Origin of the sequence: Flavobacterium sp. Root935 (assembly GCF_001429295.1) — a bacterium.
Classification (GTDB): domain Bacteria; phylum Bacteroidota; class Bacteroidia; order Flavobacteriales; family Flavobacteriaceae; genus Flavobacterium.
In genome coordinates this window covers 350053-371963 of the sequence record NZ_LMJL01000008.1, presented here as the reverse complement: position 1 = coordinate 371963, position 21911 = coordinate 350053, and the positions used below count along the sequence as shown (strand labels likewise).

Sequence of the window (21911 nt, the reverse complement as noted above, 5' to 3'; positions counted from 1 at the left end):
TGATTCCAATATTTGGATTTTAATTGTATAAAATTATTGCTCCTATAATAAGGTTTGAATAATACTCCATTCTTTTAATTTGTCTTGAGAAGTCTTACTGGCGTTGGCGGGACTGGTAGAAGGAAGCGTAAATTTTTTATATTCTTTTTTTAAGTGAACATATTTTTTAAAAAAAGCAGCAGCTTTCTGTCCGTTAAAAAGAATGTATTCTATTTGAGGATGTTTTTCTAGAAAATCTTCAAAATCATTTGCAATTTCATTTTTAATTGCGCTGTCGAGACTTCCAACACGGTCGCAAAATTGTAAGACATCCCAAAGAGCAATATGGTTTTTAATCAATAAATTTTTTCTAGTTTCATAATCAGGCGAAAATTCTTCTCCTAATATTTCAAAGAGAAATTTCCAAAAGTTATTCTGCTTATGACCATAATATTGATTGAGTTCTAAAGATTTTGTTCCGGGCATTGTGCCTAAAATCAGGATTTTAGAATCTGGAGAACTAATGGGAGCAAAAGAGAAACTTTTCATATTTAAGAGTTGAATTTATATCTGTTAAAATAATCATTTATAAGGAATTATAAAACAAAACGATAAAATTATATAACACGTTTCGCTTGTGTTTACACGAACTTTGACTTCAGATTTTTAGCAAAGATCTATTTAGCAAATTATAGAATTTAAATCCAGTCACCATGAAAATTGTTACTATAAATACAGAAAAAACACAAAATATATTTGATGAACTTCATACTAATTTTGGCGGAAAAGTGACTTTTGACTTAGACGAATATACACTTGAAGTAGAAAATAGTTTTGCAGAAGGTTCAATTATAGGAGCTTCTTTTAATGATAATATTTCGTATGTTCAGTTTGATATGACATTTTCAAGCGATGTCAGACTAGATATTCTAAATGTAAAATCATCACCAATTTATTTTGCATACTGTTCTAAAGGAAGTTTGTCGCATAGTTTTGGATTAAATGGGGAAGAGCGAAAACTAAAAACTTTTCAGACAGCCATTGTAACTTCAAAACAAAATCAGGATAATGTTTTATTTTTTGAAAAAGGGAAAAAAACTAAACTGACTTTAATTATTGTGGGAACTCAAGTTGATGCTAAAACTCAATTACATTCTTTAAACCAAAGAGTAAAAGATACCTTTTTTGAAAATAATTTAGTTCAGGATTTCTTTTATATAGGTTCTTATAATTTACAAATTGCAGAAAAAATCGAACAGCTTAATTCTATTACACAAACGGGAATTGTTCGTAATTTATTGAAAGAAGGTATTATGAGAATTATCCTTGCAATGGAAATTCAACAACATTCAGACGACTTGCACGCTTTCGCAAATGAGTCAAACGGATTGACTTTAAGAGAAATGGAAGAAATTAAAGAACTTTCAGAGTTTATTAAAGCAAGTCCAGAAGAAGCTTTTTCTATTAAATCTTTAAGCAAAAGATCAGGTTTATCTCCAAATAAACTTCAAGAGGGCTTTAAAATGATACACAATCGTACTGTTAATGATTATATCACACATATGCGTGTATTAAAAGCTGAGATATTGATACGAACTTCAGATCTAAATATTTCAGAAATAGTGTATTGCATTGGTTTTACAAGCAGAAGTTATTTTTCAAAAATCTTTAAACAAAAATTCAACTGCAGCCCAAAAGAATATAAATTCAATTTGAATTCGTTGGCTATAACGGCGTAACCGCCGAAGTTGCTAAGGTTCTGAGATGCTAAGATACTAAGCTTTTAGATAAACATATAACTTCAGAACTTAGTATTAAGAAAATAAAGTCGCTAGCTCTAAAGCACAATATATAAACGCTAAGGTTCTAAAATTCTAAGTTTTCCGATAAAAAAAACTTAGAATCTTAGAACCTTAGTTTCTTAGTATCTAAAAAAATCATACATTTGCATAACTAGTTATATAATTAATTATTGTTATGGAATTTTTTAATAAAGTTGGTAAAGTGGCTTTGGGAAGTCGTTTACGTTTAATGACGGCAAGTTTTACAGATGATGCTGCTAAAATTTATGAATTATACGGAATAGATTTTAATCCGAAGTGGTTTCCTGTGTTTTATACGATTGCAGAAGATAGAGAAAGGACAATTACGGAGATCGCAAATGAAATTGGACATTCTCAGCCTTCCGTAAGCAAAATTATTCAGGAAATGATTGGTGCCGGAATACTTGAAGAAGGGGCGAAGACCGATGATAAACGCAAGAATAATGTTGTTTTAACCGAGAAAGGACTTTTGATTTCGAACAAAATCAAAAATCAATTATTAGACATCGATGTGGCTGTTGAAGGCTTGATTTCTGAAGCAAAACATAATCTTTGGGCAGCAATTGAAGAATGGGAATTCTTGTTGCAGCAAAAATCATTATTTAAGAGAGTAAGCGACCAGAAAAAAATTCGAGAAAGTAAAGATGTTGAAATTGTAGAGTATAAACCAGAATATAAAGAAGCATTTAAATCTTTAAATGAAGAATGGATTTCGACTTATTTTGAAATGGAAGAAGCTGACTATAAAGCCTTGGATAATCCAGAAGATTATATTTTGAATAAAGGCGGAAAAATTTTAGTGGCTTTGTATAAAAATGAACCTGTTGGAGTCTGCGCACTTATAAAAACTCAAAATCCTGAATATGATTTCGAAATGGCTAAAATGGCCGTTTCGCCAAAAGCACAAGGTAAAAATATTGGCTGGCTCTTAGGAAAAGCAATAGTAGATGCCGCAAAGGAACTTGGTGCAAAAAAGATATATTTAGAAAGTAACACGATCTTAAAACCTGCAATAAACTTGTATTACAAATTGGGTTTTGAAAAAGTTTTCGGACTCTCAACCCCCTATAAAAGATGCAATATCCAAATGGAGTTAGTTTTATAAAGTTGCTAAGGTTCTGAGATACTAAGACTCTAAGAAAAAACTTAGTATCTCAGAATCTTAGTCTCTTAGAACCTTTTTCTCATCTTCCAAATCGATAATACTCCAAATCTGTATTTTTTTTATTGTGAAGAGAATCTAATATAGAATTCATTCCGATCACGCTGAAGGTTATGCCGTTTCCTCCAAAACCTAGAATATAATGTTCGTTTTTTCTCGGATTTGGTTTTCCAAAATAGGGGAGTCCGTCTTTGGTTTCTCCAAAAGTACCTGCCCAGGAATAATCAATTTTGAAATTTAAGTCTGGAAATCGTTTAAAAAAATTCTTCAAAAGATACTGCTCTTTTTTAGGCAGTAATTTATCGCGTTTTACAGCATCTTTAAAATCTTCGTCGCCGCCACCCATAATAATTCGGTTATCTTCTGTAGTCCTAACGTAATGGTAAGGAGAAGCGGTATCCCAAAATATAGCATGTTTAAAACTTTCAGGAAGATCTGGCTGACTTTCAGATGCAATAACATAAGTGCTTTTTAATTCGACAACCTTTTCGGTTAAGGTTTCTGTACTTTCATAACCTGTGCAATGAATTATATGTGAAGCGGTTATGGAGTGCTTTGAATCAGTTTCAGCAATTATTTTACCTTTTTGGTGTTGTATTGAAGCAACATTTGTTCGATCAAAAATCTGCATGCCTTTTTCATGGCAATGAAATAAAAGATCAGTAGCTAATTTGAACGGATCCATTACGGCTGCAGTTTTAGATTCTATTGCTGCAATGGCATTTAATCCCATTTTCTGTAATTCAGACCGATTGAGCCAGCTAACTTCAAAACCATGCTGTTTGCGGGCTTTAAATTCGTTTTTTAAATATGGGACATCCTTTTTTAATGTAGTAAAATAGATGCTTTTTTTAAATTCAAAATCACAGTCACACCCTACCGTGTCAATAATATTACGAAGATCAAAAATGGCTTTTTTTCCATTTTGATAACTTTCTACGGCACATTTTACCCCTCTAAGTTTAATAAGCTGATGTAACGGTACATCAATTTCGTATTGCAGTAAAGCAGTGCTGCCTGATGTACTGCCTCCGCAGACATCACGACGGTCTATCAAAACAATTTTTTTTCCTTCGTTAATTAATTTGTAAGCGGTAAGGGCTCCAGTAATACCTCCTCCAATAATTAAAATATCGGTATTGATATCAGAATCGATCGAGGGATAACTATGTTTTATGGCATTTTTTAATGGCCAGTAAGTTTCTGTAGAGCTTAATTTCATTTTTTAGATGCGTTTTTGGTAGTGTTTTTGGTATTCTTCGGAGTGGTTTTGCCCGTTTTCTTTATGGTTGTTTTATCTAATGGTTTATTTTTTTGTTGTTTTCGATTGTGCAGCTCATGTGCCTCTGCAATAGAATGTGAAGTTCTTATGCTTTCGTCTTTTTTGGCCAGTTCACTCAATCGATGATAGTATTTTTGAACAATAATCATTTCTTCTTCAGTCATGCTTTCAATATCAACCAAACTATTGCTGGATAAATCATTAGAAGCAACAAGCTCATTTAATTTTAATTGAATGGCGAGCGAATCTTTATTTTGAGCTTTTTGAATTAAGAAAACCATCAAAAAAGTAATAATTGTAGTTCCAGTATTAATGACCAGCTGCCAAGTTTCTGAATAATCGAAAATTGGTCCCGAAACGGCCCACGCAACAACGATAATAAATGCGCCAATAAAGGCAGTGGTACTTCCTGCTGCTTTGGAAACTTTTGTAGCAAATTTCTCAAATGCACTTTGACTATGTGGAGATTTAGAATTCATTACGATTTTTTTGTTTTAGATTTACTTACTTTTTCTTCCTTTATAACTTTATTGTTTTTTTCGTCATAAACAGCAGGATCAATTTCTTGTCCCGTTTTGCTGAATATTTTAATTTTTGGAGCGTCATGCGTACCAGTAATAACAATCGGAAATCCGATAAGTCCGAAAAGGGGAAGACCCAAACGCATTCTAAGATCCAATAGTCCGTCAAAGCTTGTAGTTCCTTTTATAGTTGGTTTAAAACCGGCTACAGTAAAGGTGAATGGTTCAATATGAATAAGATTTTTATTTATTGTAGATTTGACTTCAATTCCTTGCATATCAGGATTATTCAAACCATTTTGTCCTGTTTTAGAACTAATTCCATCAAAAAGTTTTAGTCCTTTAATTTTTACGTCTCTTAAATTCAATGTACCGCCTCCCTGAAGAGATTCATATATAGGTCCCATATTACCGTTTAAATCTCCTTTGATGTTATAATCTACGGAAATTATTCCGTAAGCTTTTTCAGCTGCGGTAACCATATCATGAAACATCGGAATTTCTTTGTAAGCTCTTTGTACATCAAAATCTTTCGCACGGAAGTGAGCATCAAAATGTGCTGCTGTAGGTGATTCATCTTTGTAAGTTGCATCAATTCCTAAAATACAGTCAATGATGTTAAAGGTTGTATTTTCTAAATAAAACCCACCTTTCGTAATACCCGTTTTTCCGTTAAGTTTGTTGAAGACCAGTCCGTTATATTCTACCTTGTCTGCACTTGCATTTAAACTGACATTTAAGTTTTTCGGAATTATAACTACACCGCTCATTTTCGGATGATCTTCTTTGGCATATTCTACCTCAATATTTCGATCTTTATTTTCGCCTTTTTCAAGTGCCATAAATTCGTCAACATTTATCAATTTTGATTTTAAGTTGAAATTACCGCTCAAAGTTCCGTGCGATTCTAAGAAATAATTTATTGTATTTAAGAGGTAACCGTTAATATCAAAATCTGATTTACCGTAAGACGCATTAAATTTCTCAAACCACATTTTCTCGTTTTGAAAACGGAAATTTCCCTGCTTGATAAAAAAAGCTTTCGGAAACAACTCAGATGTTGCTTTTATATTTTTAAGGATTAAAGTTCCTTTATTATCTAGTTTGTCATATTGTCCAGTTGTAGCGTAACTTTGTTTTCCTTTCAATGAAAGATCTGCTTTTGCATAACCCGTTAAATCGAGACCTTTTTGAGAGAAAACCTGATAGATTCTACCAACATTCAATTCACCTTTTATTTTTGCATTATAAGCCAAATCATTAAAATCTGATACAGTTGCATTTACGTAAACAGGATTTCCTTCAAAAACAAAAGAGGCTGGAGCAACTGCAACAATCAAATCTTGATAGGTTCCTGCTTTGTTAAGCATATTGGCAACAAAAGTGATATTAGTGATTGGATTTGGATAATATTCTGTTTTAAGCCATCCGTTTCGTAATGAAATACCACCGATAGTTTTTGGAAAAAGTTTTTTAGACGTGCTGAAAGTACCGCGTGCCTGAATATCGGTTTTTAAAATTCCTTTTACGTCAACACTGGTTAAACCTAAAGCGGCATCAACGACAGCCAAATCCAAAGCGCCTTTGACACTTGCATTGATATCCATTTCGCTCAGACCTTTACTATGCAGATAAGCGTTGAAATAATCTTTTTCGCCTACTTTAAATTTTAATGTTCGCAGATTAATCAATAATTGTTCAGGATCCAATGACGGAAGTATTGCATTCAAATCCACTTGGAAATCGGTTAATGGAACAGGGGCATTTTGGTAATTTACCGAACCTTCATTTATTTTTAAGTTGAAAGCTAGATTTGGTTTTTGCTTTTTAGCGACATTATAATCGCCTTTAAAAGTAAATACCAAATCACTTCGGCCAGAAATATCCGTTTTTTCTAACCATGTTAAATATTCTGGAGGCATAACAGACAATAAATCTTTAACAGTTGTATTCTCTGAAGCGGCTTTTATATTTATCTTATAACCATCTCTAAGAATGGAAAAAAGGCCAGTAAATTTTAAGGGTAATTTATTGATATTAAGTTCATTCTTTTGAAGAATAAACGAAAGCGCATGTGTGTTAATTCGGGTAATTAAATCGGCGCGAACCTCTTTTTTTCTAAGATAAGCTGTTCGGTTATAATAGAAATCCAGATTTTCAATTCTGGCATCGGTTGCAAGATCAAAAATATCTTCGCTTAAGTTTCCTTTTCCAACATAATTAAAACCTTGAGCATCGACCAAAATTTTGGCCGAACGATCGTTATATTTAACATGACAATTTTCTAAATCAATGCGCTCTAATCGAATTGCTGTTCCTTCTTCTGGAGCGTTTGGATCGTTTTTCTCGTCTTTGGGTGCCACATAAATATTATAGTTCGCCTGACCTTTTTCATTAACCATTACATTGATTAACGCATCTGAAATATACAGCTTGTTGATTTTTACTTCATTATCAAAAATCAAACGTTTTAAGTTTATACCAAAAGCAACTTGATCTGCTTTTAACAAAGTATCATTGCTAAACGGTTTAGAACCGGTAAGAGATAAATCGTCTAAAGAAACTGTCAAAGATGGAAAATGAGTGAAAAATGAAAGTCTTGATTTGCTAAAATCTAGTTTGGTATCTAAACGTTCATTGGCAATCTTTTTTACTTCAGAAGCAATTTTACCAGGAAACAGCAACGGAATTATAAACAATAAAAACAAAATCACCGCAATCGTAATTCCGGTAATTTTTAAGACTTTTAAGGCGGTATGTTTAAATGAAGTTGGCATGTACAATACGTTTTTGTTGTTTAAAAACTGAAATGAATTTAGATTTAAAGTGTTAGAAATTAGAACTTAAAGTTGTAATAAAGAATTATGATTTAAAGAGATTCTGAATTTTCAATTTCAAATTTTCTCAATTTATTTTTTCTTTTCAGCTTCAGCTTTTTTAGCATCTTCTTCTTTTTCCTTTTGTTCTTTCTCTTTCTGCTCTTTCTCCTTTTGTTCTTTTTCTTTTTGCTCTTTTTCTTTTTGAGCTTTCTCTTGCTGTTCTTCTTTTTTCTCTTTTGCTTCTTCTTTTTGTTTTTCCTTTTGTTTCTCTTTTTTCTTGAAATAACCTCTAAACAGGAAATTGCTTTTTGCAGCTTCCATATTTTCGCTGAAACCCTTTGTTCCACTTTCTAAATTAGAAAGCGTGTTCGAAACGCTGTTCGCCATTTTATCATCTCTAACCAATCTAGCTAGCGCACCGTTTCCGTTGTTCATACTGTGGCTGAAAATGGCTATTTCATCTGAAATTACACCAATATTATCCACGCTTTTCTTAACGCTTTTCATAATATCGTGCATTTCTATTCCGTCGACAGAAGCAATCTGCCCATTGTCTTGAATAACTTTTTGGGACTTTTGCCCTGGAGTAATTGTCAATACTTTGTCGCCCATTAATCCGTCAGAACCAATGCTGGCCGTTGCATCTGTTTTAATAAATTTTCGAACATCTTCTTTCATTACTAAAACAACAACTACAGATGAATCGTTTATTAATTGAATTTGTTCTACAGTTCCGACATTAATACCCGAAAAACGAACATTATTTCCAACTTCTAAACCGCTTACAGTTTTAAACTGAGAAGTAATATGAAAGGTTGAACCGAATAGGTTTTTTTGTTTTCCGATAAAATATACGGCCATTATAAAAAGCAGTAAACCTATTGTTACAAACATTCCTAATTTCCAAGTATATCCCGATTGCTTTTCCATGATTTCTATTATTTATTTTGCTTTATTCAAAAAATGAGCGTACCCATTCGTCTTCGTTTTTTTCTAATTCTTCGTATGTTCCTTCGGCGTGAATTACTCCTTCTTTTAAAACAATAATTCTATCGGCAGTTAATTTCGCACAAGCCATATCATGTGTGATAATGATCGAGGATGTTTTTTGTTTGTGTTTAATATCAAGAATCAATTCACTAATTTCTCTCGATGTTATCGTATCTAAACCTGTTGTAGGTTCGTCGTATAAAATAATTTCAGGCTTTAAAATTAAGGTGCGGGCCAGACCAATTCTTTTTTTCATTCCTCCAGATAATTCAGAAGGCATTTTGTCAATTGCTTCTGATAAACCAACACTTTCAAGAGCTTCCATAACTTCACTTTCAATTTCTTCGGCACTTAAATCACGTTTGTGTTTGGTCAGTGTAAAAGAGAGGTTTTCTCTAACCGACATTGAATCGTAAAGTGCACCACTTTGAAATAAAAATCCGATTCGGACTCTAATCTCATTCAGTTCTTTTTTGGAAATGTTCAGTACATTTTCGTCAAAAACTTTAATTTCACCTTTGTCAGGTTCAATCAATCCAACGATGCATTTTATCGTTACCGATTTTCCAGATCCTGAACGTCCTAAAACCACCAAATCTTCTCCTTTATTCAAAGTAAGATTTACGCCTTTTAATACTTTATTATCTTTTCCAAAAGTTTTGTGCAGATCTTTAATCTCTATAATTGGAGCTTGATCTTTTTCTTTCGTTTTGGGTTCTTTATGTAGTTTTTCTTTGGTCATTTTTAAAAGAATAAATCGGTTATTTGAACGGCAACCATATCAATAATAAAAATGCTTAATGATGCTGTTACAACGGCTGAATTGGCAGCTTGTCCAACACTTTCTGTTCCATTTGATGCGTTAAAACCTTTATAACACCCAATCATTCCAATAAGAAATCCGAAGAAGAAAGTTTTAATAGTAGCAGGAAACAAGTCTAAAAACTCTAATGATTGAATGATTTGAGTTAGATATCTGTAAAAGTTCACATCTCCGTGAATATTAATTCCTACATATCCGCCCATAATTCCGATTGCGTCGGCAAAAAAGACTAAAATCGGCACCATTAAAGTACAGGCTAATACTCTCGTTACAACCAAATAGTTATAAGGGTTTACTGCCGAAACTTCCATTGCGTCGATTTGCTCTGTCACTTTCATAGATCCTAATTCGGCTCCAATTCCAGATGAAATTTTTCCGGCGCAAATCAAAGCTGTAATTACTGGTGCAATTTCTCTAATTAACGAAAGTGCAACCATTCCTGGAAGCCAGCTTTCGGCACCAAATTTTACCAAGGTTGGTCTTGACTGGAGTGTAAGTACCAAACCCATAATAAAACCTGTAATGGCAACTAAAGGCAGCGATTTGTAGCCAATGACATAACATTGTTTTAAAAACTCCTTCGTCTCATAAGGCGGAATAAATACCTCCTTAAAAAACTTTTTGGCGAACAATGTTGTTTCTCCAATTTCAGCAAATGTATTTTTTAGGTTGAGAATCAAAATGTTTTTGTTTTTAATATGAATGATATAAAATGAGAATCAATTATTTAACAGTTTTTTCTACTGATTAAATTATATATGAAAGTTAGCCCGATACTTGTTAAAATATATTACACAACTTTTTTCGAGCCTTATATAATTTTCATAGGCTCACAATATTTGAAATAAATTTCCGTTGCCGTTTTTGCAAATAAAAAATCCCTTTCGTTTAGGAAAGGGATTTATAAAAATGAAAAACTTTTAAATTTTGGCGTATATCGTTATTCTTTAAATTTTTTAAAGATTGAGCTGGCAACATGACCTCCAAAACCGAAAGTATTACTCATAGCATAATCAACTATTCGCGATTGTGCTTTTCCGAGAGTAAGATTAAATTTGCCGGCATACTCTTCTTCAACAGTTTCTGTATTTATAGTGGGCGGTACAATGTTTTCCTGAAGTGCTTTTATACAGGCAATTGCTTCAATAGCTCCAGCGCCGCCAAGCAGATGTCCAGTCATAGATTTTGTAGCACTAACATTTGCATTCGGATTTATTCCAAAAACTTTTTCCAATGCTTTAAGTTCGCTTAAATCACCAGTTGGAGTAGAGGTAGCATGTGCGTTGATATAGTCAATTTTGTCTGGAGTAATCTCCGCTTCTTCAAGAGCAAGTTCCATTCCTAAAACTGCACCTTCGCCTTCAGGATGTGTTCCTGTTAAATGATAAGCGTCTGCCGCCAGTCCGCCGCCAACAATTTCGGCATAAATTACCGCATTTCTTTTGATGGCATGTTCATAGCTTTCCAATATGACAACGCCGGCACCTTCGCCCAAAACAAATCCGTCTCTTGTAACATCAAAAGGACGTGACGCTTTAGTGTAATCATCATTTAATGTTGACAATGCTTTTGAAGCATTAAAGCCGCCAATTGAAGATTCTGAAACAGAAGCCTCAGACCCGCCGCTGATAATCATATCTGCTTTACCCCAGCGAATGTAATTGAAAGCATCTATGATTGCTGTATTACTTGCAGAACAAGCCGCAGCTGTGGTATAATTAATGCCGCGTAATCCATATTTAATAGAAATGGCTCCCGAAGCTATATTGACAATTCTCTTTGGAATAAAAAACGGACTAAATCTTGGTGTGCCGTTTCCTAATTTGTATTCTCCAAATTGTTCCTCAAAAGTAGAAATACCGCCGTCTCCACAACCCCATATAACACCAATTCGGTTTTTATTTAAGGTATCAAAATCAATATTTGCATTTGTTATTGCTTCGTCTGCTGCATATAGAGCATATTGCGTGAAAAGATCATATTTCCTAATTTCATTTTTCTCAAAAATGTGCTGCGGATTAAAGTTTTTAACTTCACATGCAAATTTAGTTTTGAATTGTGAGGTGTCGAATCTTGTTATTGGTGCTGCACCGCTGACTCCATTAATTAAGGAATGCCAGTATTCTGACACATTATTTCCAATGGGAGTTACAGCTCCTAATCCTGTTATAACTACTCTTTTCATTATTTTTTAGGTCTTAATTCTGTTAATATTGTTTCTCTTACCAATTCAAAATCATCGTCGGTTGTAAGCCTCGAAAGCTGTACAATGGCTACCATATTTGTTATAATCATTATTGCTTTTGTTCTTGGTGCCATATCAAAATCAAATATGTTTTGTTCTTTTCCTTCAATTAAAATTCCAGTAAGCCATGTAATTACCAATTGAGCAAATTGTTGTAATTCTGTTTTTATGGAATCATCTAAGGTGTTTAAATCTGTAGCTAATGAGCCTACAATACACACTTTATTCTCTTTTTTAATTTTAGCCTGTACTTCTAAGAAAGCTTGCAGTTTTGTTAATGGTGACTCGTTAGCCACTTTTTCCTTTAAAATTTCAACTCTTTCGATATGTTCTTTTATTGTCGCTACACCCAAATTTGATTTTGTAGGGAAATGATAATGTATCGATGCTGTTTTTATTCCTATATCATTAGAGATGTCTTTAAAACTAAAAGCGTTATAACCTTTATCCCTTATTAATTGATCTGCTTTTTCAATAATAGATTCTCGTGTTGTCATGGCAATAATTTTTATACAAATATACTACCTATTAGTAGATAGGCAAATTATTTAAACAGTTTTTTATTTAGTGAAGATTTTGATGATTTTGACGAAATAGCAAAAAACAAAAAATCCCTTTCATTTAGAAAGGGATTTTCAGGGTTTTAAAAGAGAAGTATTTGGTTAGCTTCTACCTTATTTTTATGAATTAATTGCGATTCCAGTGCGGGATTTCATTAACGGAATAACTTTAGACTGTGTCTGAGCTAATTTTTCCATTAATAATCTTGCTGTTAAAAAACATACTGTAGATTCTGCGCCTTGATTTAAGTTTACATTTTCTTTTTCAAGTCCGTCATAACCACCGCCGCTTACTGGGTTGTACATAATTTGATTCAAGTGGTTTTTACCTAAGAACCAATTAAATGCAATTCTCATTTTCTTTTTATATTCTGGAGTTTTAAATGCATCATAAAAAGCATTTAAAGTCTGTATCGTGTAAGTAACATCTATTGGCTGTTCTCCATATTGTTGTGGTTCTGAACCTTTATGGTGCCAGCTTCTATTAGAAATTGCTTTAAAATCACCATTTACGAATGTTTTAGAAATCAAGAAATCTAAAGAATCTAAAGCAACCTTTTTGTAAATTGGCTTATTAGTAATTAAGTAAGCATACAGCATTGATTCTGGTAAAACACCATTTCCGTATGTTAAATAATTTTCAAACCATTTCCAGTCTTCTGTAGCTGTATCTTCGTAATTTTTAAGCAGTTTTGCATTCAATTTATTAATAATTGCCGCTACATATAAATTAGGAATTGTTGAGTGATACAAGTACAAACCTTTTGTTGCAAAACCAATAGAACGTGGCGATTGAATAGTTTCAGTCCATTTTAATGAATTCAATAAACATCTAGTTGCTTTTTTAGTAATAGCTTCTGGAAGAATATCTGAAAGCGAAACCACAGTTCCTAATGCCCAAATTGCTCTTGCATTTGAATCTTCTAAGTTAACTTCTGCATTTTGTTCAACATGTTCACGATTTTCCTGATCTACATAATTGATGAAATCTCCTTTTGGTTTTTGACAACGCTGGATAAAATCTAAGTAGATTAGGATATAAGCTAAATCATCTTTATCTTGAGTCAGTTTGTAATGCATACAGAAAGCAATCAATGCTCTTGCGTTATCGTCTAATGTATATCCAGAATCTAAATCTGGAATTGAAATTTTACTAAATTGAATAATACCAAGTTCGGTAGTTAATCTTTTAATATGTCTTAGTTGAATTTCCGGATAACTGTATTTAATCTCTGAAGAATTTTCCATTAAGTTTTTATATGTATTCATGTGGGTAATGGCAGCATTTTCCCAAGAAGAAGCACGCATTTTTGTAAACGAGTTTATACCCATTTCATTTCTTAAGTTTTCATCAGCGATTAATTTAATTGCCGCATCTGCAAACTGATCTACATCTCCGATATCTACTAATATTCCTGAATCTGGAGTTAATACTTCTTTTGTATGAGGAATTTTAGAAGCCACTATAGGACACGCACAGCTCATTGCATAAGCAAAAGTACCGCTTACAGCCTGATTTGGATCTTTAGATGTAAACATATAAATATCTGTAGCTTTTAGGTATTCTAAAAGTTCATCAGTGTCTAAATATTTGTTTATAAAACGTACATTATTCTGCAGATTTAATTCTTCTACAATTGACTCTAATTTTTCTCTATAAGTATCTACACCATCTTTAATTAAATTTGGATGTGTTTTTCCAATAATTAAATACAATGCATTTGGTGCTTTCTCAACAATTTTTGGAAGTGCCTGCAATCCAGTTTCGATATTTTTTCCTTCGCCTAAAAGTCCAAAAGTTGATAATACGATACGATCTCCAATGTTTAATTTTTCCTTTGCATTTTGAGGAGCTTCATAAACTACGATATGAGTTCCATGAGGTACGCAAGTAATTATTTCTTCATTGATGTCATAGTCTTTAATTAGTATTTCTTTTGATTTGTTAGTCATTACAAAAACCGAATTGCTGTAACTCAATAACAGTTTTACAAAAGTTTTTAATTCGTTGTTTGGGTTTGGTATTACACTATGGAAAGTGTATGTCACAGGTACCTTAATTACATTTAAAAAATCTAATAGATGATCTCCGTAATTTCCTGAAAACAAACCAAACTCATGTTGAATGTGAACTAATTTTACAGCTCCATCCTGATTGATTTCTTCTGCTACTTTTGCGTACTCTTCTCTGTTTTTTGTGTTTAAGGTAAATGCCTGTGTTGGTTTTTCTTTTGGTGTATCCACAAGCTCACATATTTCGCATGTGATAGATTTACCGTATACATCGGTGATTCCTTTAATTGTATCTTGAGTATAAGTTGCTATGCCGCATTGTGTTGGCGGAAAAGTAGATAGAAAAACTATTTTTGATTTATTTGATATTGTTTTCATGAGAATTCATTTTTAGTTCGGTTAATAACTCGTTCAGGTTCAAAGATGCCACCGCAATTTTGTCATCGGCAGCGCCATAATAAATATATAATCGGTCATCAAAAATTGCAGTTCCAGTCGGGAAAACTACATAATTTACATAACCATGTCTTTCGTAATATTCAGAAGGAGTAATAATTGGTTTTGGCAGTCTGCCGATTACTTTAGCTGGATTTTTTAAGTCCAGTAAAACGGCACAGGCATGATAAACCAATCCTTTTTCTCTTCTTTCAGCAGCATGATAAATTAAAAGCCAGCCGTCTGCTGTTTCGATCGGCGGAGCTCCTGGTCCAATATGACTTGTTTCATGGTCAAACTTGGGTTCCATTACAATATGACTCGGAAGATCTTTTAAATAATTTTTCCAAAAGTCTTCAGTCAGCTCAGATTTTTTTTCGAATGTAACAATCTGAATAGACGGGAAGAGCCTGTGCAATGCGACAAATTTTCCATTAATTTTTTTCGGAAAAAGAACCACATTTTTATCCCACACGTATAAGTGCTCTTTCATGGTCTCCGTAAGCGGATAGTTTCTTTCGGTATTAAAAGCTAATATCTTTGCAATACTCGGATTTTGTAAATGGTTTCTAATTAGATTAGTAAATTCATTTAAAATAAATCGCGGTGTAATTATTCCTTTCTTTTTAAACTTTACTAAATCTTTAGAAACAGCAAAGGCACCGCAGGCATTTAATCCGTCATACGTGACATAAGTCATATAATACAGGTCATCTATTTTAGTAATTCTTGGGTCTTCAACTCCATGAATTTCATAAATATACTCTGGAAGAAAAATCGGATTTGAACGTCTTTCTACTAAAGTTGTCGGTCCTTCAAAACGACAATAACCTATAGTGGAGAAATTTCCTTTTTTGGCAGCTCTGTAAAACATGTGAACAGTATTTCCATCTTGATAAATGGCTGGATTTAAAACACCCAATTCTTCAAAATTTCTTTCTGTTTTTTCTAAAAGAACACCATGCTTTTTAGCTTCTTCCATTACTGTAATTATTTTTGATAAAATTACCTTGGGATAGGAGCAGCGATTAATCCAATCCATTAAAAAATTAACTCAAAAGCTTAAACATGGTAATTCTGTAAGACTAAAAAATAATAATGAAAACCTGCGGTAAATACTTGTTTTTTAGTTTATTGAGTTAATTTAAAAAGCGTTTTGAGTTAACAAGATTTGTAGGAATAAAATAAATTTGAATAACAAACAAAACAGACTATTGAATAGTCGTATTTACGAACTAAAAAATCTAAAATTATGTTACGCTGGACAGTCATTTTTATAATTCTTGCTATTATAGCCGGAATTTTTGGTTTTGGTGGTATTGCCGCTGGAGCTGCAGGTATTGCAAAAGTTTTGTTCTTTATCTTTATAGTGTTATTTATTATTTCACTAATTACAGGTAGAACAAAGGTTTAAGCACTTTTAAGAAGATATTTTTTTTTAACATATAAGTAATTCGGGTTCTACGGAACTTGAATTACTTTTTTGTTTTTAGACCATTTGAGATTATTTTCAGAAATCAAAAATGTAAAAAGTATAAAGCAGCTAAATTCAACCTCTGCCACTCTGAACCTTAAACCTTTGGACCTTTTTTCTAATACCATTTAGCATAATATTTCCGCGTTATGAAAGCTATTGGTATCCCTACGCAGCAAATTACGATTAAAATTGACAATAGGAGAGCAAAGTCTAATTTCTTTTCTGGTAAAACAGGAAAAACAATTGGAAGTACAATAAGATTCATTACAACCCAGATAAAGAAGCCATAAGAAACTCCAGATAAAAGGGTGTTTATTTTGAAAAAAGGAATGTACGGAAAGATCTTAAAATAAAACCAGGCAAATATAAAAGTGATTAAGAAATGTAAACCTAAACCCGCAAAAGTCATTTCTGTTCCAGCTGTATAAGCTTCTTTTTTAAAAACACCGCTTGCGATAGACTGCAGGATTTTTTCGGCTGTTGTTTTATGAAGGATCACGGCATAAATTAAAATAGCTGCAGTAATATCTAATGTGCCAGCTACCAAACCAGAAGAAACAATAGTCTTAACTTTTGATCTCATAAAAATAAATTTTGGTTTAACTATTTATTATTTTTTGATATTTTCATAAATCAATTTCAATTGATGTGTATGTCTTTGTGTATGAACAATTGCAAAATAAATCCATTCGTAAATAGTGAAATTTTCAAAACCTGGTATTTTGGCATCAAGACACGTTAGCGTTAAATCATAGGTTTCAGCAGCTTCAAATAAATCTTTTTGTATTTTATTTAATGAAGCCAGTAATTTGCTTTTATCATAATCAATTTCAGCAGGTTTTATATTTTCGGGAGATTGGTATTTGATATTAAAATCTAAAAAAACCGCATCCAGATTTTTAACGTTTTCATCAGCCTCACGGTTTGTTTTCTCTGTTTTTCCAGCAAACAGCTTTGGAATATCAGCACAAGCTAAAATAATATGCTGTGCAGTCTGTCCGGCTGTCCAGCTTCCTTCAAATGGTACAATATTAATTTCTTCCTCCGAAAAAGAAGAAATAGTATCATTCAATTTACTGTAAGTTTCTATAATAGTATTTTGGATACCGCTTTTCATCTTATTTTAATTTTAGAATTAGATCAATAACAGCTGTGAACCGATGGGTTTTAAGAAAACCTGCCAGTGCATTTTGTTCAATTAAATTTATAGAATTAGGGGAATGATAGTACTTCAAATATACGATAAAAAAAAATAAAATTCTAATAATCAGTATTTTGAATTTCGGTTTTCTGCTTTAATTATTTACAGAGGTAATCCACCACACATTTCCAAACGGATCTGTAACACCGCAGGTTCTGCCATAATCTTGGTCGCTTAACTCCATTAAAGAAACAGCTCCGTTTTCTATAGCTTTTTTATATGTTTCATCGGCATTGGGAACATAAACAAATAGGTGTGAAGTTTGTTTTGCCCAATCCGTAATTTCATCCGTAATCATAATGGTGCTTCCGTTAAGGGTAACTTCAGCATGCATTATACTTCCGTCTGCGCGGATTGATTTTGTGTTAGTTTCAGATGCTCCAAAAACAACTTTTGTAAAATCGATAAATTTTGCTGCGCCTTGTAAAATTAAATAAGGCATTATGGTTTGATGTTCTGCCGGAATATTCATTTTCGATATTTTAAAATTAGTATTCTAAAATTACGATTTTTATTTTACTATTTGTAAATCAATAAATTATGTTTTTATAAAAGAACCTCACAATGAAAACCATGTGCATTCAGAAGCTCAATTATTATATTATTTGAAATTCCCGCAGCATGAATTCGTAAAATTTTATCGCAGTCTTCAAGGTCAAAATTAATAGCGCTGTTAGGATAGTGTTCAAGAAGTTTCTCAATAATAATTTTACATTGAGATTCTTCTTGAACATTTGTTTTAAAAACTTCAATCATAAAGTTTTGAATTTACAGCGCGATATTTTTGTATCGCTCTATTTTATGGTAATAGATATAAGAAATCGCCAGAATCACTAAAAAGATCAATGGAAAAAAACTTTGAAAATTCACTCCGTCAACCGCAAAATGACTGATAGAAGCAAAGATAAAATCGAAACCAAATCCAGCATATGCCCATTCTTTTACATTTTTAGGAACTTGTGGAATTACCAAAGCCAAAACACCTAGAATTTTAAAAATTACCAAGGCAACTCCAAAATATTCAGGGTAACCTAAATGTCTGATTCCTTCTTTAGCTTCCTGGCTTTGTGAAAATAAAGCGGGCATAACGCCTTCAAATAGAAAAATAATAATAGTCGTAATCCAAAAAATAATTTTTGCTTTTTTCATTGGGTATTGTTTTAAAAGGTTATTAGTTAATGTATTACAAATCTAATAATGTTTTGCTTTTTAACGAATACGCATTTGCGACTATTTTAGGGGCATTTGGGACATTGTTGATTTTAGATTTTAGTCCCGAAGCCTCGGGATAGATTTTAGACTTTAGATTTTTAACCGCAATGACAGAAAATGAGAAATTTGGATTTTTTGATTTTAAAATTTACTTCAGTTGGTAATTAGTAATCAAAAACAAATCTTCAAAACCTAATCTTGTATAAATCCCTTTTCCTAAAGCTGAAGCTTGTAACTGGGCATATTCACAGCCGGCATCTATTGCTTCGTTGAGGGCAAATTTCATAATTTCTTCTGCAAAACCCTTTTTACGCATTTCTGGAATTACTCCGACGCCATGAATTCCCATTATATTTCCAGTTTGAAAAAGGGTCAGTGTTCCAATTGGTTTTTCTTCAAAATGAACCAGATAAAACTTCACATTTTCGTAATTATGCACCAGCGTTTCTTTACTGATTACATAGCTAAAAGATAATGGATAAATATCAGACCAAGTTTTGGCATCTTCTTCATTTAGAACTCTTTTAAAATTCAACTTATTTTGAAGTGTGAATTTTTTATTCAGTTTTAAGGCCATAGCCATCAGTTGAATTCGAATTTTAAATCCTTTATTTTCAAAAAATTCACTGGAGTTACTTCCAAAAATATCCCAATACGGAATAACTAATCCCGGATTTTTTTCCATAATTTCCATAATCTGCGGAAGATTTTCTTCTTTAATATCTTCACGAAACCATAAGCGGTTTGGCCAGCCTGAGTTTTTTATTTGGCTGAATTCAAAAGGATCGAATTTATGATAGGAAAGGAGAGGAGTGGCAACAGTTCTCCAAAGTGCTGTAAGATTGTCAATATTGTCTTTAATAAGGTTTCTATTGGTCATTGTAATAACAAGTTTGAATTATAGAGCAAAGATAAAACCAGTCTTTTAGAAAAGCCTTTACATATGTTGATTTACAAATCTTTTTCCAGACTTTTTCTAATTCGGCTTAACTGCGTTGGCGTAATACCTAAATGCGATGCAATATGCAATAACGGAACCCGATCTGCAATACTTGGATGTTTTTGTAAAAGACTTACATATCGCTCGGTTGCGTTTTGCATGACCAAAGCGACTTCTCTCTGCTCTTTATCTATAATTCAGTTTTTCTCTAAATGAGCGATATAAAAGTTTTTGAGATCATCGTTTTTATTAATTAACGAGATGTATTTTTTATAATTAAGATTGATGATAATGCTGTCTTCCAAAGCTTCAATTGTAAAATTAGAAGGTGATTGCAGCATTAATGAAACCTTAGAACCTGCAAAATAATTTTCAAGAAAGAGATTTTTGTTATAGAAATTTCCCTGTTGATCTGTGATAAAAGCTCTTAAAACACCTTTCGCAATAAAATGAAGATTTTTAGCGATTTCTCCGTTTTGCAATAACGTTTCTCCTTTTTTAAGGGTTTGAAATGCTGCAATGCCCTCAATCAATTGCCATGAGTTTTCAGAAAGAGGATAGTAGCTTTCAATGGTTTGTTTTAAGTTATTGAGGTATATCTGGTGGTTAGAAATCATTATATAATTTTTAAGCTTACCAAAAATAGCTAAATTTTGAGTCAGATTTGTCATTTCAAGGAAGCAAACTCATTTGCTGAATCACTAATGCTAGTGTGGTTGCTTCGTTTCTCGCAATGACATAAAATGAGATAAAATAAAATCAGCGAGAGGCTTAAAAAAACTTCGTGCCTTAGCGCCTTCGTGGCAAATTAAAAAAACTAAAAAACGCCATGAAACCCAAAGGTCTCATAGCGTTTTCATCTCAAAAAATAAATAATTAACGGGTAACGGGTATTATTTCCAGCCTCCGCCCAGAGCGCGGTACAAATCTGTATTGGCTGTAAGCTGTTGTCTTTTAATATCAGCAAGTTCTAGTTCGCTTTGCAAAAGATTTGCCTGTGCTGTTAAAACTTCCAGATATTCTGCCATACCATTTTTGAATAATAGGTTGGCATTTTTAATAGCCAGCTGTAATGTTTTTACTTTTTCTTTTAAGAAAGTTTCCTGCTGTTGTAATTTCTCTACTTTCACCAAAGCGTCAGAAACTTCGCTTACGGCAACCAAAACCGATTGTCTGAAATTTAAAACTGCTTTTTCTCTTTCCGCTACAGCGATATTATATTGCGTTCTTACTCTTTTATTGTTCAAAAGCGGTTGTGTTAAACCTCCCGCAACCGTTCCGAATAAAGAAGCTGGAATGTTGAACCAATTGCTGGTTTCGAAAGAATTTAATCCGCCTTGCGCAGTGATTCTTAAAGCTGGATATAAATCGGCTTTTGTGATTCCTACGTTTGCGTTGGCAACTTTCAGAGCTAATTCAGCACTTTTAACGTCGGGTCTTCTGCTTACTAATGAAGACGGAATTCCGATTGCTGTATTGTGTTTGACATCAATAGTACTTAAACGAATTGTTCTTTCTTTTGAATTTGGAAAAGATCCCGTTAAAACACTCAAAGCATTTTCCTGAATCGCAATATTTTGTTCTAATAACGGAATCAATTGCGCTGAGTTTAATTTCTGTGCTTCAGATTGTTGAATAGCCAATGTCGTTACCTGACCAGCATCGTATTTTAATTTGATAATATTTGTTGTACTATCGTTTAATTTTAGATTTTGTCTGGCAATTTCCAATTGTGCGTCCAGCATCAAAAGATTGTAATATCCTCTTGAAACGTTTGCTACAATATTCGTCTGCAAAGCTTTTTTTACTTCTTCAGATTGAAGATATCCTGCGTAAGCACCTTTCTTTTGGTTTCTGATCTTTCCCCAAATATCAGCTTCCCAAGAAAGAGAAGCTCCAGCAGAATAGTCGTCAATATGTTTGGCACCAATTGCTTGGTTTAAATTCAATCCAGTAAAACTATTGTCAGACGGATTACTTGTGCTTGCATTTACAAATAAATTAACCTGAGGTACATTTCCCCATTTAGATTGTGTAAATCTGTATTGCGCAATTTCGATGTTTTTTTCGGCAATCTGAAGATCGTTGTTTCTCGCAACGGCACTGTCAATTAGTTTAATAATATCTTTTTCTGTAAAGAAATTTTTCCACTCCAAATCGGCAATACTGGTTGTATCACTCGAAACCGATGCATTCCTGAAATTCTCAGGAAATGCATCTTTTGGAGTTTCAATATCCTTCGAAACTTTACAGGATATTAAGGTCGTGATCAGAATGGCGAAGGTCACGATTTTGGTTATATGATTTTTCATTGTTTTGTTATTAGATTTCTGTACAAGTATCTTTTCTGGTTTCAAGATCTTTTGAGATTCTGTACGATATATAAGCGATGCCAATGATAATGGCTACTAAAGCTGTTGTTATATAGT

23 protein-coding genes are annotated in these 21911 nt (G+C 32.8%); 3 read left to right on the top strand and 20 right to left on the bottom strand.

Annotation, left to right across the window (positions count from 1 at the left end; all coding sequences use genetic code 11):
* Positions 1-42: 42 nt before the first annotated feature.
* Positions 43-528, bottom strand: a complete 486-nt coding sequence (locus ASE40_RS06965) for a DNA-deoxyinosine glycosylase (protein ID WP_057116241.1) — start codon at positions 526-528, stop codon at positions 43-45.
* A gap of 164 nt (positions 529-692) precedes the next feature.
* On the opposite strand from ASE40_RS06965, the gene ASE40_RS06960 reads away from it, so the two are divergent.
* Both ASE40_RS06960 and ASE40_RS06955 read left to right on the top strand, forming a co-directional pair.
* A complete protein-coding gene (locus ASE40_RS06960) occupies positions 693-1718 on the top strand; it encodes a helix-turn-helix domain-containing protein (RefSeq protein WP_057116240.1) in 1026 nt (341 codons plus the stop codon).
* A gap of 238 nt (positions 1719-1956) precedes the next feature.
* The gene (locus ASE40_RS06955) at positions 1957-2907 is read left to right on the top strand and encodes a bifunctional helix-turn-helix transcriptional regulator/GNAT family N-acetyltransferase (RefSeq protein ID WP_057116239.1); all 951 of its coding nucleotides are present in this window, start codon (positions 1957-1959) and stop codon (positions 2905-2907) included.
* Positions 2908-2986: 79 nt separating this feature from the next.
* Here the strand turns inward: ASE40_RS06955 and ASE40_RS06950 are convergent, their stop codons facing one another.
* The 10 genes from ASE40_RS06950 to ASE40_RS06905 form a co-directional block, all read right to left on the bottom strand.
* Positions 2987-4186 carry an NAD(P)/FAD-dependent oxidoreductase gene (locus ASE40_RS06950; protein WP_057116238.1) on the bottom strand — a complete coding sequence of 400 codons (1200 nt, stop codon included), beginning with the start codon at positions 4184-4186 and terminating at the stop codon, positions 2987-2989.
* The gene (locus ASE40_RS06945) at positions 4183-4725 is read right to left on the bottom strand and encodes a low affinity iron permease family protein (protein ID WP_057116237.1); all 543 of its coding nucleotides are present in this window, start codon (positions 4723-4725) and stop codon (positions 4183-4185) included. The genes ASE40_RS06950 and ASE40_RS06945 overlap by 4 nt, the downstream gene beginning before the upstream one ends.
* Positions 4725-7544: an AsmA-like C-terminal region-containing protein gene (locus tag ASE40_RS06940; protein WP_057116236.1), complete on the bottom strand. Its 2820-nt coding sequence runs from the start codon at positions 7542-7544 to the stop codon at positions 4725-4727. Before ASE40_RS06940 ends, ASE40_RS06945 begins: the two co-directional genes overlap by 1 nt.
* 132 nt (positions 7545-7676) lie before the next feature.
* A complete protein-coding gene (locus ASE40_RS06935) occupies positions 7677-8516 on the bottom strand; it encodes an MlaD family protein (protein WP_057116235.1) in 840 nt (279 codons plus the stop codon).
* Positions 8517-8538: 22 nt separating this feature from the next.
* Positions 8539-9318, bottom strand: coding sequence for an ABC transporter ATP-binding protein (locus ASE40_RS06930; RefSeq protein ID WP_057116234.1), 780 nt, complete (start codon positions 9316-9318; stop codon positions 8539-8541).
* A 2-nt stretch (positions 9319-9320) separates the two neighbouring features.
* On the bottom strand, positions 9321-10079 hold the full coding sequence (locus ASE40_RS06925; protein ID WP_057116233.1) for an MlaE family ABC transporter permease: 759 nt from the start codon (positions 10077-10079) through the stop codon (positions 9321-9323).
* A gap of 260 nt (positions 10080-10339) precedes the next feature.
* Positions 10340-11584 carry a beta-ketoacyl-ACP synthase II gene (gene fabF / locus ASE40_RS06920; RefSeq protein WP_057116232.1) on the bottom strand — a complete coding sequence of 415 codons (1245 nt, stop codon included), beginning with the start codon at positions 11582-11584 and terminating at the stop codon, positions 10340-10342.
* On the bottom strand, positions 11584-12141 hold the full coding sequence (locus tag ASE40_RS06915) for a TetR/AcrR family transcriptional regulator (RefSeq protein WP_057116231.1): 558 nt from the start codon (positions 12139-12141) through the stop codon (positions 11584-11586). Before ASE40_RS06915 ends, fabF begins: the two co-directional genes overlap by 1 nt.
* A 183-nt stretch (positions 12142-12324) precedes the next feature.
* Positions 12325-14595, bottom strand: coding sequence for a glycosyltransferase (locus tag ASE40_RS06910; RefSeq protein WP_057116230.1), 2271 nt, complete (start codon positions 14593-14595; stop codon positions 12325-12327).
* Positions 14576-15634 carry a pesticidal protein Cry7Aa gene (locus ASE40_RS06905; RefSeq protein ID WP_057116983.1) on the bottom strand — a complete coding sequence of 353 codons (1059 nt, stop codon included), beginning with the start codon at positions 15632-15634 and terminating at the stop codon, positions 14576-14578. The genes ASE40_RS06910 and ASE40_RS06905 overlap by 20 nt, the downstream gene beginning before the upstream one ends.
* A 270-nt stretch (positions 15635-15904) precedes the next feature.
* Between ASE40_RS06905 and ASE40_RS21680 the strand changes: the two genes are divergently transcribed.
* The gene (locus ASE40_RS21680) at positions 15905-16066 is read left to right on the top strand and encodes a DUF1328 family protein (protein WP_082586767.1); all 162 of its coding nucleotides are present in this window, start codon (positions 15905-15907) and stop codon (positions 16064-16066) included.
* A gap of 178 nt (positions 16067-16244) precedes the next feature.
* Here the strand turns inward: ASE40_RS21680 and ASE40_RS06900 are convergent, their stop codons facing one another.
* From ASE40_RS06900 to ASE40_RS06865, 9 genes are all read right to left on the bottom strand, one after another.
* Positions 16245-16712, bottom strand: a complete 468-nt coding sequence (locus ASE40_RS06900; protein WP_057116229.1) for a hypothetical protein — start codon at positions 16710-16712, stop codon at positions 16245-16247.
* Between the two features lie 27 nt (positions 16713-16739).
* Positions 16740-17246 carry a DinB family protein gene (locus ASE40_RS06895; RefSeq protein WP_057116228.1) on the bottom strand — a complete coding sequence of 169 codons (507 nt, stop codon included), beginning with the start codon at positions 17244-17246 and terminating at the stop codon, positions 16740-16742.
* Positions 17247-17424: 178 nt separating this feature from the next.
* Positions 17425-17802: a VOC family protein gene (locus tag ASE40_RS06890; RefSeq protein WP_057116227.1), complete on the bottom strand. Its 378-nt coding sequence runs from the start codon at positions 17800-17802 to the stop codon at positions 17425-17427.
* A 74-nt stretch (positions 17803-17876) separates the two neighbouring features.
* On the bottom strand, positions 17877-18086 hold the full coding sequence (locus tag ASE40_RS06885) for a hypothetical protein (RefSeq protein WP_057116226.1): 210 nt from the start codon (positions 18084-18086) through the stop codon (positions 17877-17879).
* Between the two features lie 12 nt (positions 18087-18098).
* On the bottom strand, positions 18099-18479 hold the full coding sequence (locus ASE40_RS06880; RefSeq protein WP_057116225.1) for a DoxX family protein: 381 nt from the start codon (positions 18477-18479) through the stop codon (positions 18099-18101).
* 211 nt (positions 18480-18690) lie between these two features.
* Complete coding sequence (locus ASE40_RS06875) at positions 18691-19422, bottom strand: GNAT family N-acetyltransferase (RefSeq protein ID WP_057116224.1); 732 nt, start codon at positions 19420-19422, stop codon at positions 18691-18693.
* Between the two features lie 71 nt (positions 19423-19493).
* Entirely contained in the window at positions 19494-19643 is a 150-nt protein-coding gene (locus tag ASE40_RS22285) for a hypothetical protein (protein ID WP_241774332.1), read from the bottom strand.
* A 36-nt stretch (positions 19644-19679) separates the two neighbouring features.
* On the bottom strand, positions 19680-20099 hold the full coding sequence (locus ASE40_RS06870; protein WP_241774331.1) for a Crp/Fnr family transcriptional regulator: 420 nt from the start codon (positions 20097-20099) through the stop codon (positions 19680-19682).
* A gap of 276 nt (positions 20100-20375) precedes the next feature.
* Entirely contained in the window at positions 20376-21794 is a 1419-nt protein-coding gene (locus ASE40_RS06865) for a TolC family protein (RefSeq protein WP_057116223.1), read from the bottom strand.
* Between the last annotated feature and the right edge of the window lie 117 nt (positions 21795-21911).